Consider the following 15,245-nt stretch of genomic DNA (forward strand, 5'->3'; position numbering starts at 1 on the left):
TACGGCGATCACATGGCAAAATCCGATCCAGTGGCCACACCGGTCCTGGCGATTTCGCCGCAAGGTTAATTTGAAGTCTAATGAAGTGATTTGCCGCGATGGATAGCTGTGCGAACGCGAAGCCCCTGTGATCGGTGACGCCGTTAGCGAGTCCTTAGGGTTAAGAGCGGCCACGCCTGAGCCAGGCACGTTTCGGGTTCCGACTGGCATCCAATTTGCTGATCGACCCATCAATCAGCAATCGATCCGATCACAACAACGCAAAACCGCGTGAGGTTCATCTTGAAAGCGCTCGACCTCGTCTCGCTCGGCACCAAGCACGTCCGCAATGCGCTCTCGGAGGAACTCTATCTCCGCACCGGACGCGACGTCACCCGCCCGGCGTCGATCTTCGCGGAGGTGGTCGAACGCTGCAATTACAAATGCCGCTATTGCGACTATTGGCGCCGCCCGAACTACCGCGAGGAGATGAGCATCGAAGAGTGGCAGCTCGCCCTCTCGAGCCTGAAAGAATTCATCGGCGCCTACCATGTCGAGTTCGCCGGCGGCGAGCCCTATATCAAGAAGGGCTTTCTCGACCTGTTGCGGTTCTGCCGCGAGAACGACATCCACTGGGGCGTCACCACGAACGGCGGCGCCTATCTCAACAAGAAGATCGTGGCGCGGACCGTCGAAGCGCGCCCCTTCAACATCAACATCTCGATCGACTCCACCGATCCGACGATCCACAATTATTCGCGCGGTGTTGAGAACTCGCTGAACGACATCATGCAAGGCATCCGCAACGTGTCCGAGATGCGCCGCGCCGAGGGGCTGGATTTCCCGATCATCATCAAGCCCGTCGTGCACAGGCTGAACTTCCGCCGCCTGCCCGAAATGGTGGACTGGATCCAGCAGATCGGCGCCACCGCGCTGAGCTTCCAGCCGGTCGAGCAGGGCACGCAGGAGGTCGAGGATGAGCTGTGGATCGGCGAAAACGAGATGGACGATCTCATCAAGGTTCGCGACGAACTGCTGCGGCTGAAGCGCGAGGGCGCGCCGATCCTCAACGGCGAGGCGGTGCTGAAGGCCTGGCCGAACCACTTCCGCCGCGAGAAGGCGCCCAAGGAAGTGATGCCCTGCCGGGTTGGCATGCGCAACTACTTCATCCGTTCCGACGGCCGTCTCGAAGTCTGCTGGTTCTTCAAGCCGATCGGCAACGTCCGCACTCAGACCGCGCGCGAGATCTGGTACAGTGAGGAAGCCCGCACCCGCCGCAAGGAAACCATCGGCTGCGACAAGCTGTGCCTGTTCACGTGCCTGGCGCAGCGCACGCTTCAGGACAAGATGAAAATGGGCCTGACCCTGCTGGCCGGCAACAACGCCGCCTGACGCCGCAGCGGAGCGAACACGACAAAGCCCGGTCCGATGGATGGATCGGGCTTTGTTTTGATCTGTCCAACGTCAGGGATCGATCAGCCGGCGAACAATTTCCGGAACAGGCTGGCAGATTTCGGAAATCGTCCGTTGTCAATCTGCGTCGGCCACAATCCATCGACATCGAAATAGGCGGCGTAGGCGATCCCGGCGCGGTTGGCCGCGAACCAGTCGTGCATCAGTTGCACGAACTCGGCATTGTCACCGGCGTGACCGACACCCCACTCGGGATAACTCATCAGCTTGCCGCGCGCGGCGGCGAACTCGCGCTGCCATTGCAGACCGAATGGCGCCTTGAGATACAGGTTGGTCCAGCGCTCCGCCACCGAACCCTCGGATTTGAAATCGTAGACATCGAGCCCGACATAATCGACCACATCGTTGCCGGGATACGCGACGTCGGCCGGCGTATCCTGAGCTCCCCATCCGGGGCACCAGTCGAACTTGAGCTCGCCGGAATGGCGGCGGATGGTATCGACCACGCGGCGAAACGCCCTGACGTAGTCGTCCTCCTGCCCCTTGGCGAACCAGCCCATGCTGGAGATGTTCATCTCCCAGCCCAAACGAATGATTGCCTTGGGATGTGACTGTGCGATCGCGCGCCCGGCCGCCTCGAAGTCGGCATCGTGCAGGCCGCCTGCGACATCGGCGAGCGGTGTCCCCGTGATCGTCAGCGGCACTGACCAGACGACATTGCGCGCCGGATTGAGCTTCTTCCAGAGTCCGGGCACCCAATCGTATCCATGAAAATCCTCCCAGGTGTTCTGGCCGTAGAAGTCGACACCCAGCACGGACGACGGCGGCCGGTTCAGCCACTTCTCCCAGGCCTGCAGCATGTGCTCACGGCCGGTCTCACCCCAATTGACGAACGCGCCTGCGAACCGCGCCGGATCCGGACCGAGCTGCGGCACACGCGACGGCGCGGCCCTCGCGACGGTCAGTGCGCCCGCAGCAAGCGCCGCAAGGCCCAGAGCTGTCCGTCGCGTGATCCGGTTGTTTGCATCAGTTCGCATCGCGTGCTCCGATAAACTTCCCCGTGCCGACCGTACCAAAAGCGGACACCACTGGTTTGATAGATGTTCCGAAACGGACGAATGCCGTGGCCGGCGTGCGATCCACGGCGAGATCGCGCCGGATAACCCGTCCTTGGCCGTGCCTGCTCGCCGGCGTCGACGATGTCGGCTTGACCATTGCAATATCCGGGCAACAGGCGATCCGGCGCGAAAATCGCGCGTTCGCATGGTTACTTCGCATCTGTTAACCGGCGCGTCATGACGACGTTTACCGTTGATTAACCATCAGGCACCGCAGGCCGCACGCCCGAAATGTCCGGCACCGATTTTGCTGAATGACTGGCAAGCACATTTCTGGCGGCCGCGACGTGCCGCCCTGAAACGGTGTTGCCGGAGAGACTCTCGAGATGAACCCTGTCGCGTTGATGACTCCGACTTACGGGCGCGATCTTGAAATCTGCGCGCTGCTTTGCGAGAGCGTGGATCGCCACGTCACCTCTTTCTCCAAGCACTATCTGCTGGTTCCGGACTGCGACCTGTCGCTGTTCGCGCCGCTGGCGAGCGAGCGCCGCGTCATTATCCCGGCCTCCTCCTTTCTGCCCGACTGGCTCCGGCCGTTGCCGCGCATGATCCAGCGCAAGCGCCGCCAGTTCTGGTGGTCGCTGCGCGCCAAGCCGGTGAACGGCTGGCACGTCCAGCAGATCCTGAAGATCGCCGCCGCCATGGCGCTGCCCTGTGAGCGCTTCTGCATCCTGGATTCCGACATCGTGTTTTTCCGCGACCTCGACCTGGCGCAGTTTGAATATCCGAACACGATTCCGCTGCTGAAGATGGACGATGCGGTTACCGCCGACCAGCCGCGCCACTCGCGTTGGCTCGAGACCAGCCACCAGCTTCTCGGCCTGCCGACGCCGCCTTTCCCGGCTCCCGATTTCATCGGACACATCATATTCTGGGACAAGCAGACCACGCGGGCGCTCGCTGAACGCATCGAGGCCGCCACCGGCATGAGCTGGATCGAAGCGCTGTGCAAGACCCGCGAATTCTCCGAATATCTGCTGTACGGCTTCTTCGTGCAGAACAACGCCGCTTCCGCGACGCGTCACACCGTCGTGCCGAAGACGTCCTGCATCAGCTATTGGGACGACCCGACCCTGAGCAAGAACGAATTGAACGGGCTCCTGCTCCGCGCCGACAAGGATGACGTCGCGTTCTCGATCGCTTCGTTCTCCGGCACGCCGGTCGAGACGATCCGCGAGGTCGTCGCCGAGAGCGATGCCATTCTCGCGCCGGCCATCGCCGCTGAACCGGCGGGGGTCGCCGCCCTATGCTGATCGGACAGGCCAGCATCAATCTGACCGCCAACATCCTCTCGGCGTTGCTGGGACTGCTGAGCGTGTTCATCTTCACGCGGCTGTTCACGCCGCATGATTATGGCGTTTACCTGCTCGGAATCGGCTTCGCGTCCGTCATCTCCGTGTTCCTGGTCGGCTGGTTCCGCAACCTGATCCTGAGCGGGCACGCCCGCAACGACGGCACCGATGTCCGCGGCCTCGTCTTGTCCGGTTATCTGATCTGCTGCCTCACCGCACCGATCGCCTATGCGCTGGCACGCGTTGTCGGGCTCGACGTAACAGCCGCGTTGGCGACCGTCGCGCTCGCGGTCGCGATCGGCCTGTTCGAGCTGACCCAGGACCTGCTGCGCGCGCGCCTGCAGGCGCTCTCGGTCATGAGGGCAACGCTGGTCCGCGCGGGCGTTTTGCTTGGCTTCGGCATCGTCGTCGCACTGGTCAGCCCGACCGGCTTCCTGCTGTTATCAGCGGCCGCCGCCGCCTACCTCATCGCTGTTCTCGTCCAGTCGCGCAGCGCCTGGCGCGGCACGACGATCAAGTTCGACCGCGCCGATCTTTCCACACTCGCCCGGACCGGCCTGCCGCTGACCCTCTCGCTGACGCTGCTTGCGATCTCGAGCGTCACCGACCGCTTCGTGATCGCCAACCTGATCGGCGCCGCGGACGCCGGCAAATATGTCGCGGCGCTCGACCTTGTGCGGCAGACCCTGATGATGCCGGCGATGAGCATCGCAGCCGCGTTCTTTCCGATGGCCGTGCAGATCCACGCCAAGCAGGGAGACGCAGCGGTCAAGAGCCACCTTGCCGAATGCCTCGAACTGCTCGCCGGGATCACGCTGCCGGCCTGTCTCGGCTTTGCGGCGATCTCTCCGCATGTCGCCAACATCATCCTCGGCGTCGACTTCCGCGAGGTGGCAGCGCAGATCATGCCTGTTATCGCGGTGGCCGTGATCTTCCAGGTCCTGACACAGCAATATCTGCATGCCGGCTTCCTGCTGTCGGGACGCAATTCCTTTTACCTGATCAACACCGCCGCGATCATCGCCGCCAATTTGATCCTGTCCTACGTCCTGGTCAGCCATTACGGCACGATCGGCGCGGCGTGGGCGCGGCTCGGCGCCGATATCACAGGCTTTGCCAGTGCCCTCGTGCTCAGCCGCTTCGCCTTCCTGGTCCCGATCCCGCTCGGACGGCTGGCACTGATCGTGATCGCAGCGCTCGCCATGGTTCTCGCTGTCGGAGCATTGGACCGCACGCTGCATGCCGCCGATCTCCCGGTCAGCATCGCGCTGATCGGTGCGGGGCTCGCGGTTTATGCCGGGCTGTGCTGGCTGTTCGACATCGCGCGCCTCCGCGGAAGACTGAGGCAGGGCCTGATCATGGCCCGCACAAAGTTTGCAAACGGCAATATTGGATGAGCCAATGACCAAGACCTTTGCGATCGATACGCTTGATGCCCGGATGGTCCAGATCAAGACACTGGCCCCCGTCGTACCAATCCATCCGGAATCGTTGCTCGCGCTGCCGCCCGGCGAGGCCAAGCAGAGCTTGTTGACAGTCCATAGCATCCTCGAAGCCAGGCTGCCGGACGGACCGCTGTCGATCTACGAAGCCGGCGGCGGCTCGACCAGCTACTTGCCGCTCGACGTGCTGCATCGCGCACATGTAACCGTCGTCGATATCGACGAAGATCAGATCCGCAACAACAGCTATGCGCAACGGCCGATCCTCGGCGACATCCAGACCTATCGCTTCGCACCGCACAGCTTTGATCTGATCATCTGCTACAACGTCATCGAGCACGTACCCGACGTCGAGGCCGTGCTGACCGGCTTCTGTACTGCGCTGAAACAGGACGGGCTGCTGCTGATCGGCGCACCGAATCCGAAGTCGCTGTCGGGCATCGTCACCAAATACTCGCCGCACTGGTTTCACGTCTGGTTCTACCGCCATATCCGCGGCGAGAAGAAAGCCGGACTGCCGGGCGAAGCCCCCTTTCCGACCCATTTCCATCCGCTGGTCACGCTCGCAAATCTCGAGGCCTTTGCGGGCCGGCAAGGATTGCAGGTCATCTACCGGAAGAAGTACGAGAGCCCGCGCTATCCCGAGATGCGCCGCCGCAAGCCGATGATCGCCGCGCTGATCGACACCGCAGCAAGGATCATGAATGCGGCGCTGCCCGGCAAGATCGACGTCCGGCGCGGCGACTACCATGTGATCTTGCGAAAGCTGTAACAATGAATGCTCTGTGGTCAGAAGCCAGGGTCAAGGTCAGCCATCGGTTGGCGATGCATGTGCAGGTCGAGCACTTCCGGCTGAACAATGCCTCGCCGATGGTGACGTTCACCTTTGACGATCTGCCGAAGAGCGCCGCAACGATCGGCGCCGATGTCCTCGAGTCCTATGGTTCCCGCGGCACGTTCTACGTATCCGGCGGCCTGGTCGGCCTCGACACGCCGGATTGGGCGAGCGGCAGCGCCGACGACGTGGTCTCGCTGCATCGTCGTGGCCACGAGGTCGGCTGCCACACGTTCTCGCATCGCCGCGCATGCGACCTCGATGAGACGTCGCTGGCCGGCGAAATCGCGCGCAATCGCACTTATTTTCACTCGCTCGACCCGACGATGTCGATCGAAACGTTCGCCTACCCGTTTGGGTACGGCTCTTACGCGCGCAAGCATCAATTGAGGTCCGAGTTCCTTACCTGCCGCAGCATCGTGCCGGGCGTAAATAGCGGCGAGGCCGACCTGCAGTTCCTCCGCGCCATGCCCCTGATCGACCGCCAGATGACCCGTGAACGGATCGATCAGGCTTTCGACGAGGCGCGGAGCACTAACGGTTGGTTAATTTTCTACAGCCACGACGTCGCCGACCGGCCGAGCCTCTATGGCTGTTCGCCCGACCTCATGACCTACGCGCTGGAGGCGGCGGCGCGACGGGGCATCCCGGCGCTGACCATGGCGGAGGCATTCAGATGCGCCCGCGGTTAAACGCTTTGTTTGCCTTTCTGGTGAATAGTCCCTCAATGGGTATGGTTAATTTTTCGTGTTGCGTCTTATTCGCGTTGTCGTCCCGCGCGCGTTGCGTGACCCGTCAAATGACCCCTCAGCCGATGCGTGCAGCCAGTTCGAATGGAAGCTGGGGTTGATGCTGAACTATGACCAGCCGATAGGCCGGGCGAAGCCGGAGCCTCTCCACGCCGCGGCGCCGGCGGGCTTCAGCGTGCTCGACCTGGTGCGGCTGCTGTGGGAGCGCAAGGTCGCGATCGTATCGACTGCCCTGATCTGCGCCTGCATCGCGGTCGCGATCGGCAAGAGCCTGACGCCGAAATACACCGCGAGCGCCCAGCTCTATGTCGACCCGCGCGAATTGCAGCTCGTCGAGCGCGAGCTGACACCGCGCGCCCAGGACGTTTCGGGTCTCTCGATGGTGGTTGAGAGCCAATCGCGCCTGATTACGTCCAACAATGTGCTGCTGCAGGCGATCCGCAACACCGATCTCGTCAAGGATCCCGAGTTCGGTGGCGGCGCCGCGACCAAAGGCATCTTCGCATCGCTGCTCGGCCTGTTCGGTATCGAGCCGAAGGCGACCGCGGAGGAGCAACAGCAGATCGAGATGAACACCCTCGATACGCTCAACCGCCATATCAACGTCAAGAAGACCGACCGCACCTTCATCGTCGACATCGACGTCTGGTCGCACGACCCGGCGAAAGCCGCGATGCTCGCCAACGCGATCTCCAGGGCCTATCTCGCCGAGTCCAAGCAATCGCAGGCCTCCGCCGCCCGCCGCGCCACCACCGACCTGTCCAGCCGGTTGAAGGAGCTGCAGCAGCGGCTCCGCAACGCGGAAGAGGCACTTTCGACCTACAAGGCACAGAACAATTTCGTTGGCTCCCAGGACAATCAGATCAGCGACCAGCAGCTCTCCGCCAGCAACCAGCGGCTGGCCGCGGCACGCGCGCTGACGCTCGACGCCCAGGCCAAGTACGACCAGATCGAGGCCAGCCGCCGTGGCTCGACCGATCCAGGCGCGATTCCCGAAGCGCTGCAGTCGCCGACCATCGCCAATCTGCGTTCGCAATATGCCGATGCCAAGAAGCGGCAGGCCGAACTGCAGGGTGAGTTGGGACCGCGGCACCCGGCGCTGCGCCAGATCGACCAGCAGGTCGAGGACCTGCGCCGCACCATCAAGGAAGAGATCGAGCGCTATGCGCAGGCCGCCAAGAACGACCTGACCCGGGCCCGCGACTTTGAAGCGTCGTTGAACAAGGCGCTGGACGTTCAGAAGCGCCAGAGCGTGCAGATGAGCCAGGCGTCGGTCCGCCTGCGCGAGTTCGAGCGTGAGGTCGATGCGAGCCGCGATGTTTATCAGTCCTTCCTCAAGCGTTCGCGTGAAACCGAAGAGCAGGAGAGTCTCAACACCTCCAGTGCCCGGGTGATCGGCGATGCCACCATTCCGCAGCGCCGCGCCTTTCCGCCGGCGATGAGCCTGCTGGCGATGATCGGCTTCATGTTCGGCGGCCTCGCTGCCGCTGCCTGGATCGTCGCCGCCAATCAACTGACGCCCGGCGCCGATCCGGTCAGGCCCAGGGTTCAGCCGAAGGAGGATACGGTGCCGGAGCGACAGCCCGTCCCGGCGGCGGCGAAACCGTCGGTCATCCCACGGCCAACGGCACAGCCCGCAGTCGGTCTGATCGAGAAACCTGTCATCGCCGAACTGCAGGAGTCCGACGTCGTGCGCACGCTTGGTGGAATCCTGTTCGGCGGCAACATCGCCGACGTCACGCGATTCGGCTGGCCGACCCTGCGCACCGGCACTACCGCGTTCGCGACCACGATGTGGGAGATGTGCGCGGCGCTGGCCAAGAGGACCAATCCGGAGGGCCTCATCGTGGTGGCCCTGATCGGCACCGACGGCGATCATGATCGCAGCGTCGTTGCGCTCAACGTTGCGCTTGCGGCGGCGCGCCGTGGCGCCAGGGTCCTGATGATCGATGCTGATGGCGCAAGCCGTACCCTGTCGAACAAGGTCGCGCATTTCGGCACGCCGGAACCAAGCCGTCTCGGCTGGCTCAGCATCGGCAGCAAGGCCGCTCGCGCGGTCAACACAGCGAACGGCATCACGATCCTGCCGACGATCCATGGCAGCGGTACCAAGGCCGGCGAGGCGATCCGCAAGGCAATCGCCCAGACACGCTCAGCCGGCGGCTACGACCTTGTGATCCTGGACGGTCCCGCGATGCCGTGGAGCACGGCGGAACGCAAGCTGCTCGAGTTTGCCGACGGCCTCGTCGCGGTGCTGCCGGCCGAGCGCGATATCAACGACTGCATGGAAGGCATCATCGCCGCGCTCGGTGGCACGCAACGCAAGCTGATCGGCGTCGTCCTCAACGAGCTGAACCCCGGCATCATCGCCCCTGAGCGCAGCAAGCAATACGCGTGACTGCCGCGTGCATCGGCGATCACTGCCGTCACAGCGGCTTGATCTGCACCTTGCGGAATTTGACCACGCCGGAGCCGTATTGCAGCGCGACGTAGCCGCTCGCATGCTTGGCATCCTGCGCGTCGACGGTCTTCTGACCGTTGAGCGTCACGACGAAGTGCGGACCCTGCGCCGTGATTTCATAGACGTTCCATTTGCCTGCCGCCTTCGGCATCGGATCGACCTTCGCGACGTCGACGATGGCGCCGGTGCCGTAGCTGGGGTCCGGTCGCTTGTCGAAAATGTTGACCTCGTAGCAGCCTTTGCCATCGACCTTCTTGTCGGACTCGCAACGAATGAAGATGCCGCTGTTGGCCTCCTCGTCGACCCAGAACTCCGCCCTGATCTGGAAATCCTTGTAGGGGGTCTTGGTAACGAGATAGGCGATATCCTTGCCGTCGAGCTTGTCCACCACCAACTCACCGTTCTTCATCGTCCAGTTGGCCTTGCCGACCTCGTCCCAGTCGCCCTTCGTCGTGCTGTCGAACAGCGTGACCCAGCCGTCAGCGCCGGACGCGGCGGTGGAAAATTGCAGCGCGGCTGCACCGATCAAAAGACCGGCCGCGAGTGTCGACAAATGCTTCATGAAGGTCGTCCTCCCGTTTGTTTTGGTTGGCGCGCAACCTAGCATCGCCGCGCGCGACGTAAATCCCGTTTTTCATGTTGCAGCTGCGTTTTGCGACGTTCCGGTTGTCGTATGCTCTGGTCACAGATGCGCGAGCGCATCTTGCGCCGCCGGAACGAGAGCGGCTAGCATCGTCATAACGACACGAAGCGCCAGTTGCTGAACGGCGCCAATCCGGCGGGAGGATACGATGACGGCGTCGAACCGATCCTGGCGGTATCTGATGTTGCCGCTCGCCTTTGCCGGCACACTGAGCATCAGCTCCGCCGCCGAGCTCAATCCCGCCGCAGTCACCTACAAGCTGCCGGACCAGATCCCCTGGGGACCGGTGGATGCGCGCGGCGGACAGAGCGCCGTCGTGGTCGGCGATCCCGCGAAGCCCGGATTCTACATGGTCTACACCAAGTGGACCAAGGGCGATCACTTCAGCCACCCGCACTTCCATCCCAACGACCGCTATATCGTGGTGCTGCAGGGCACCTGGTGGGTCGGCTCGGGCCCGAAATTCGACCCCGAGCACGGCACCGTACCGATGCCGGCCGGCAGCTTCGTCACCCATTACGGCAAGCAGGTGCATTGGGACGGCGCCAAGGACGAAGACGCGGTGTTGCTGATCACGGGCGAAGGGCCGGCAACATCGACAGCGGTGGAGCAGAAGTAACGGCCGAGCGCATGCGGCCGTTCGCAGCACGATCGGCGCATTGCACGGATTGAGGGCGCTGATATCATCGAGGGCCATGAGAGGCCGATCGATGCATCCCGCCGCCAAGTTGCAATTTGCCCGCATCGTCGACGAGTTCGTGCGCTGGCGCGCGATTGCCGAACCAGAGCGGCCGCCGGCTCCGGCCTGGTGGTGGGGCCCGGCGTTCGAGATGCGCGACGCCGCCGAGACGCTGCCACCCCGCTGGTGCCGCCAGCTTCGCCTGAATGACGGTGCGAGCTTTGCGGACGGCGCCGCGGCGCTGCGCCGCACACTGGCCGACCAGACCCTCGTGCCCTGGCCTTATGATTTCTCGCGCATGGTGGCATCCACCGATTCCGATGTGCGCGACCTCCACGTGCAGCCGTCAGACGACAGCGCGTTTCCACCCTGAGCCCGGCTCGACATCGGCCGCGGCCGCATCGTCCAGCGCCGGCTGCAGCGGCGGCGAGGCCAATTCCAGTGACGATGTCAGGAGTTCCGCAAGATCGCGCGGCGGCAACGGCTTTGAGAACAGGAAGCCCTGCATCTCGTCACAGGCATGCGCTCGCAGGAACTCGCGCTGCTCGGAGGTCTCGACGCCTTCGGCAATGATAGTCATGCCGAGCGCCTTGCCCATGCTGATGATCGCCTGCGCGATCGCAACGTCTTCGGAATCGTTGGGCAGGTCGCGCACGAAGGAACGGTCGATCTTGATGGTGTCGATCGGGAACTGCTTCATCAGCGACATCGACGAATAGCCGGTGCCGAAATCATCGATCGCAAGCCGAATGCCGCGGTTCTGGATCGCGTCGAGCACGCGGATCGCCCGCGGCACGTTGCGCATCACCATGCTCTCGGTGACCTCGAGCTGCAGCAGCACCGGCGACATGCCGCTGTCGAGCAGCGCCGCGTCGATATCGTCGAGCAGATGCGGATCGGCGAATTGCCGCGGCGAGAGGTTGACCGCCATGGTGACCGGCTTGAGGCCGCGGCGCTGCCACGCCATATTCTGCGCGCAGGCTTCCTTCAGCACCCAGCGGCCGATCGGTACGATCAGCCCGGTTTCCTCGGCCAGCGGAATGAACTGCCCCGGCGTGATCTGGCCGAGTTCCGGGTGGCTCCAGCGCAGCAGCGCTTCGACACCGCTGATCTGTCCGCTCGCCATATCGACCTTGGGCTGATAGTGCAGCGAGAACTGACTGCGCTCGAGCGCCCGGCGCAGCGCGTTTTCCAGCGTCAGCCGCTCGATCGACTGCGCCTTGATCTCCCTGGAGAAGAAGCGGAAGCCGTTCTTGCCGTCCTCCTTGGCGAGATACATCGCCATGTCGGCGTTCTTGGTCAGGCTCTGCACATCAGAGCCGTCGGCGGGATAGGTCGCAATCCCGATCGAGGCCGTGGTGTGACACTCATGTCCGCTGAGCTGCAGCGGCTCACTGAGCGCTGCCAGAAGGACGTTCGCGACGCGCTCCACATCGGATCGTTCCGCGGCCTCCTCCAGGATCACGACGAATTCGTCGCCGCCGAGCCGCGCCACGACGTCGCTGGCGCGCAGCGATCCGCGCAGCCGGTCGGCGATCGCCACCAACAGCATGTCGCCGGCATCGTGCCCGAGCGAGTCGTTGATCACCTTGAAGCGGTCGAGGTCGATGAACAGCACCGCGAACTGCCGCTGGTGGCGGTCCGCCGCTTCGATCGCGTGACGCAGCAGCTCGTTGAACATTTCCCGGTTGGGCAGATTGGTCAGGCTGTCGTGCGAGGCGAGATATTCGATCCGCTCGTCGGCCTTGTTCTTTTCGTCGGTACGATCGAAGCTTTCCAGCGCGAACGCCAGATTGTCGGCGAGGCGTTGCAAAAGCTCGGCGAACTCCGGCGTGAAGGTGTCCTTCTCGGCGGCCACGAAGATCATGACGCCGACGACCTGGCCGCGGACCACAAGCGGAAAGGATGCACCGGACTTCGTCCCATCGAGACGGGCTCTCTCATGGAAGGCCGCCGTGTCCGGATCGGCAGAGTAATCGTTGATGATGCAGGCCTTGCCCGAGCGGAAGGCCCTGCCGCAGCCGCCGCGCCCTTCGGGGTGTGCCTCGTTGATCGAGAGCGTTACCTGGCGTGCGCCCTCCGCGGCCGGTCCTGCGATTGCGACGATCTCGAGATAGTCGCTGGCGGGCTGCGCCAGCGCGATCGTGGTGGAGGTGAACTTGCCGCCGGTCGCCGCCGCCTCGCAGACCAGCCGATACAGCTCGGCGCGGGACTTCGCCCGCATGATCGCCTCATTGGTCGCGCTCAGCGCCGCGAACATGCGCGACAGCCGCTCCTTCTGCTCGTCAGCCCGGGCCTTTTCGTCGACGCGATCGAAATTGCCGAGCGCAAAGGATACGTTCTCGGCGAGCCTCTGCAGCAGCGCCATCATCTCCGGGCTGAACGTGCCGAACTCGCCGGACAGGAACACCAGCGCGCCGATCGCTTCGCCGTTCTTGAGCAGCGGCAGCGCCGCGCCGGACTTGCTGCCGCTGTCGCGGACGACCGGGTAGACATGCGAGTCTGGCCCGAAATCGCTGAGATAGTCGTTGCTGATGCAGGGCCTGCGGGTGCGGATCGCGACGCCGGTCAGGGTCTGACCCTCGGGACGCGAGGCATCGGCCGACAATATCACCTCCCGGGCACGGACGCGGTCCGGACCCGAGGCGGCCACGTTGTCCAGGAAAGTTTCGCCCGGCCGCACCAGCCTGATGGTGGCCGAGATGAACTGGCCACCGACCGCCGCCGCGTCGCAGACCAGGTCGAACATTTCAGCGCGGGATTTCGCCCGCATGATCGCCTCGTTGGTCGCACTCAGTGCGGCAAACATCCGCGTCAGGCGCTCCTTCTGCTCTTCCGTCCGCGCCTTCTCGTCGGCGCGATCGAAGCTGCCGAGCGCAAAGGACACGTTATCGGCGAGCCGCTGCAACAGCTCGGCGAATTCGGGTGAGAATGTGTTGCGCTTGGCTGAGATGAACAGCATCACCCCGACCGGCTCGTCGTCGACCAGCAACGGAAACGCCGCACCGGATCGTGCGTCCTGGCGGTCGATGACATCGCGGAATGCGCTGTCGGCGACATCGCTCAGGAAGTCGTTGTTGATGCAGGCCCGCCGCGAGCGGAACGCCCTGCCGCAGACCCCGCGGCCCTCGGGGCGCACTTCATTGCGCGCGACGTTGAGACGACGCGCGTTGTCTGCGGTCGGCCCCGCGACCGCCATCATTTCCATGAAATCGTCGCCGGGCTTGGCCATCAGAATGCTGGTCGAATTGAAGCCGCCGCCATGGGCCGCCGCCGCGCAGACCAGTTCGAACATCTCCAGACGCGATCTCGCACGCATGATCGCTTCGTTGGTCGCGCTCAACGCCGCGAACATCCGCGACAGCCGTTCCCGCTCGGCGTCAGCCCTGGCCTTTTCGGTGGCACGGCCGAAATTGTCGAGTGCGACCGACACGTTCTCCGCGATCCCTGCGAGCAGCGCGATGATCTCCGCATCCGCGGCCCAGGAATTACCGATGAAGAAGGTGAGGATGCCGACGCTGTTGCCAAACCGGGTCAGGGGAAGTGCTACGCAGGCCATCAGGCCGCTGCCGCGGGTTTTTGCCTGCGACGAGCTGTCCGTTTTCGGGATGTCACTCTGGATGCAGGGCCGCTGGGTCCGGAACGCCTCCCCGCAGATGCCCTTGCCGTAAACGCTGTCCGGATCGGTCGAGAAGCGGGTTTGCGTGATCAGCTCGATCGCCTCGCCGGTGCCGGCGACGGGCTCGAGCCAGTGCGTATCGGGCTCGGCCAGCAGCACCACACTCGCAAAGGATTTGCCGCTGAACACCCCCGCATCGCACACCCGTTGATACAGGTCATGCTCGGTCTTGGCGCGAAGGATCGCTTCGTTGGTCGCGCTGATGGCGCCGAACATGCGGTTCAGCCGGCGCATCGCCCGCTCGCCGCTCTTGCGCGAGGCCTCATGGTCGAAATTGTCGAGTGCAAAGGACATGTTTGCCGCCATGCGCTCGAGCAGCGAGACGATCTCCGCGCCGAGCGAATGCGGCTCGCGCCGCGTCACCATGAAAACGCCGACACAGCGCCCGTTGCAGATCAGCGGCATCGCCGCGGACGCGCCGATGCCGGCGGCGGCCGCTCCGCCGCGCCAGGCCGCCGAACAGGCTTCGTTGACATAGTCGTTGCTGACGTAGGCCTTCCGGGCGCGGAACGCCCGCCCGGCGACGCCCTCGCCTTCGGGTGTGTTGGCGATGATGGAAATGCTGATGCTGCGCAGCCGGGCGACGTCGTCGCCGAAGCCGGCCGCGAATTTCAGCAGGGCGGTATCCGGCTCCAGCAAAAAGACCGTGGCGGCCAGGAAGTCCCCGCTTGAGAAGGCGGCTTCACAGACCTTGCCGTACAGTTCTTCCAGTGATTTTGCATACAGGATCGCTTCGTTGGTGGCATTCAACGCCGCGAATGTACGTCCGATGCTCGACTGCACGATCCCTGAGGCCCCCGGGGCCGCCCCCTTCAATCTGGGCCGGAACCATGCCCGCGAGAGGCCTAAGTCGAGGTTAGTATATCCGGCAAGTTGCGAGTCAAAGTAAACGCTTGACCAACAACGGCGACCCTTTTCCGGAGAATTACGGAGCCGTCTGTGCCAGGCTGAGGCG

Annotated in this window: 11 protein-coding genes; 8 read left to right on the plus strand and 3 right to left on the minus strand. The window is 63.8% G+C overall.

The annotated features are described in order from the left end of the window. The first annotated feature begins 282 nt into the window (after positions 1 to 282). On the plus strand, positions 283 to 1,371 hold the full coding sequence (locus tag ACP2YO_RS40915; RefSeq protein ID WP_426436857.1) for a radical SAM/SPASM domain-containing protein: 1,089 nt from the start codon (positions 283 to 285) through the stop codon (positions 1,369 to 1,371). Positions 1,372 to 1,454: 83 nt separating this feature from the next. On the opposite strand, the gene ACP2YO_RS40920 is transcribed toward ACP2YO_RS40915, so the two are convergent. Then, positions 1,455 to 2,429 (minus strand): glycoside hydrolase family 26 protein, encoded by a 975-nt coding sequence (locus ACP2YO_RS40920; protein WP_426436858.1) that lies wholly within the window; start codon positions 2,427 to 2,429, stop codon positions 1,455 to 1,457. A 407-nt stretch (positions 2,430 to 2,836) separates the two neighbouring features. Between ACP2YO_RS40920 and ACP2YO_RS40925 the strand changes: the two genes are divergently transcribed. The 5 genes from ACP2YO_RS40925 to ACP2YO_RS40945 all read left to right on the plus strand — a co-directional run bounded on the left by ACP2YO_RS40925 (position 2,837) and on the right by ACP2YO_RS40945 (position 9,226). Continuing rightward, on the plus strand, positions 2,837 to 3,763 hold the full coding sequence (locus ACP2YO_RS40925) for a DUF6492 family protein (RefSeq protein WP_426436859.1): 927 nt from the start codon (positions 2,837 to 2,839) through the stop codon (positions 3,761 to 3,763). Then, positions 3,757 to 5,199, plus strand: a complete 1,443-nt coding sequence (locus tag ACP2YO_RS40930; protein WP_426436860.1) for a lipopolysaccharide biosynthesis protein — start codon at positions 3,757 to 3,759, stop codon at positions 5,197 to 5,199. Before ACP2YO_RS40925 ends, ACP2YO_RS40930 begins: the two co-directional genes overlap by 7 nt. A 4-nt stretch (positions 5,200 to 5,203) precedes the next feature. Then, positions 5,204 to 6,016, plus strand: coding sequence for a class I SAM-dependent methyltransferase (locus tag ACP2YO_RS40935; RefSeq protein WP_426436861.1), 813 nt, complete (start codon positions 5,204 to 5,206; stop codon positions 6,014 to 6,016). Between the two features lie 2 nt (positions 6,017 to 6,018). Next, positions 6,019 to 6,771: a polysaccharide deacetylase family protein gene (locus ACP2YO_RS40940; RefSeq protein ID WP_426436862.1), complete on the plus strand. Its 753-nt coding sequence runs from the start codon at positions 6,019 to 6,021 to the stop codon at positions 6,769 to 6,771. Between the two features lie 157 nt (positions 6,772 to 6,928). Beyond that, positions 6,929 to 9,226, plus strand: coding sequence for a Wzz/FepE/Etk N-terminal domain-containing protein (locus tag ACP2YO_RS40945; protein WP_426436863.1), 2,298 nt, complete (start codon positions 6,929 to 6,931; stop codon positions 9,224 to 9,226). Positions 9,227 to 9,254: 28 nt separating this feature from the next. On the opposite strand, the gene ACP2YO_RS40950 is transcribed toward ACP2YO_RS40945, so the two are convergent. Next, positions 9,255 to 9,851, minus strand: a complete 597-nt coding sequence (locus ACP2YO_RS40950; protein WP_426436864.1) for a 3-keto-disaccharide hydrolase — start codon at positions 9,849 to 9,851, stop codon at positions 9,255 to 9,257. A gap of 229 nt (positions 9,852 to 10,080) precedes the next feature. On the opposite strand from ACP2YO_RS40950, the gene ACP2YO_RS40955 reads away from it, so the two are divergent. Together ACP2YO_RS40955 and ACP2YO_RS40960 are read left to right on the plus strand one after the other, a co-directional pair. Next, on the plus strand, positions 10,081 to 10,551 hold the full coding sequence (locus tag ACP2YO_RS40955) for a cupin domain-containing protein (protein WP_426436865.1): 471 nt from the start codon (positions 10,081 to 10,083) through the stop codon (positions 10,549 to 10,551). A gap of 91 nt (positions 10,552 to 10,642) precedes the next feature. Beyond that, a complete protein-coding gene (locus ACP2YO_RS40960) occupies positions 10,643 to 10,984 on the plus strand; it encodes a hypothetical protein (protein ID WP_426443443.1) in 342 nt (113 codons plus the stop codon). Here the strand turns inward: ACP2YO_RS40960 and ACP2YO_RS40965 are convergent. Further along, on the minus strand, positions 10,958 to 15,073 hold the full coding sequence (locus ACP2YO_RS40965) for a bifunctional diguanylate cyclase/phosphodiesterase (RefSeq protein ID WP_426436866.1): 4,116 nt from the start codon (positions 15,071 to 15,073) through the stop codon (positions 10,958 to 10,960). The genes ACP2YO_RS40960 and ACP2YO_RS40965 overlap by 27 nt on opposite strands. Positions 15,074 to 15,245 lie beyond the last annotated feature (172 nt).

The organism is Bradyrhizobium genosp. P (genome assembly GCF_049949265.1).
In the GTDB taxonomy this organism is placed as follows: domain Bacteria; phylum Pseudomonadota; class Alphaproteobacteria; order Rhizobiales; family Xanthobacteraceae; genus Bradyrhizobium.

Bases quoted from the DNA above. Each gene is read 5' to 3' on its own strand.
- ACP2YO_RS40920 (WP_426436858.1), bottom strand. From the start codon at position 2,429: ATGCGAACTGATGCAAACAACCGGATCACGCGACGGACAGCTCTGGGC.
- ACP2YO_RS40925 (WP_426436859.1), top strand. From the start codon at position 2,837: ATGAACCCTGTCGCGTTGATGACTCCGACTTACGGGCGCGATCTTGAA.
- ACP2YO_RS40930 (WP_426436860.1), top strand. From the start codon at position 3,757: ATGCTGATCGGACAGGCCAGCATCAATCTGACCGCCAACATCCTCTCG.
- ACP2YO_RS40935 (WP_426436861.1), top strand. From the start codon at position 5,204: ATGACCAAGACCTTTGCGATCGATACGCTTGATGCCCGGATGGTCCAG.
- ACP2YO_RS40940 (WP_426436862.1), top strand. From the start codon at position 6,019: ATGAATGCTCTGTGGTCAGAAGCCAGGGTCAAGGTCAGCCATCGGTTG.
- ACP2YO_RS40945 (WP_426436863.1), top strand. From the start codon at position 6,929: ATGCTGAACTATGACCAGCCGATAGGCCGGGCGAAGCCGGAGCCTCTC.
- ACP2YO_RS40950 (WP_426436864.1), bottom strand. From the start codon at position 9,851: ATGAAGCATTTGTCGACACTCGCGGCCGGTCTTTTGATCGGTGCAGCC.
- ACP2YO_RS40955 (WP_426436865.1), top strand. From the start codon at position 10,081: ATGACGGCGTCGAACCGATCCTGGCGGTATCTGATGTTGCCGCTCGCC.
- ACP2YO_RS40960 (WP_426443443.1), top strand. From the start codon at position 10,643: ATGCATCCCGCCGCCAAGTTGCAATTTGCCCGCATCGTCGACGAGTTC.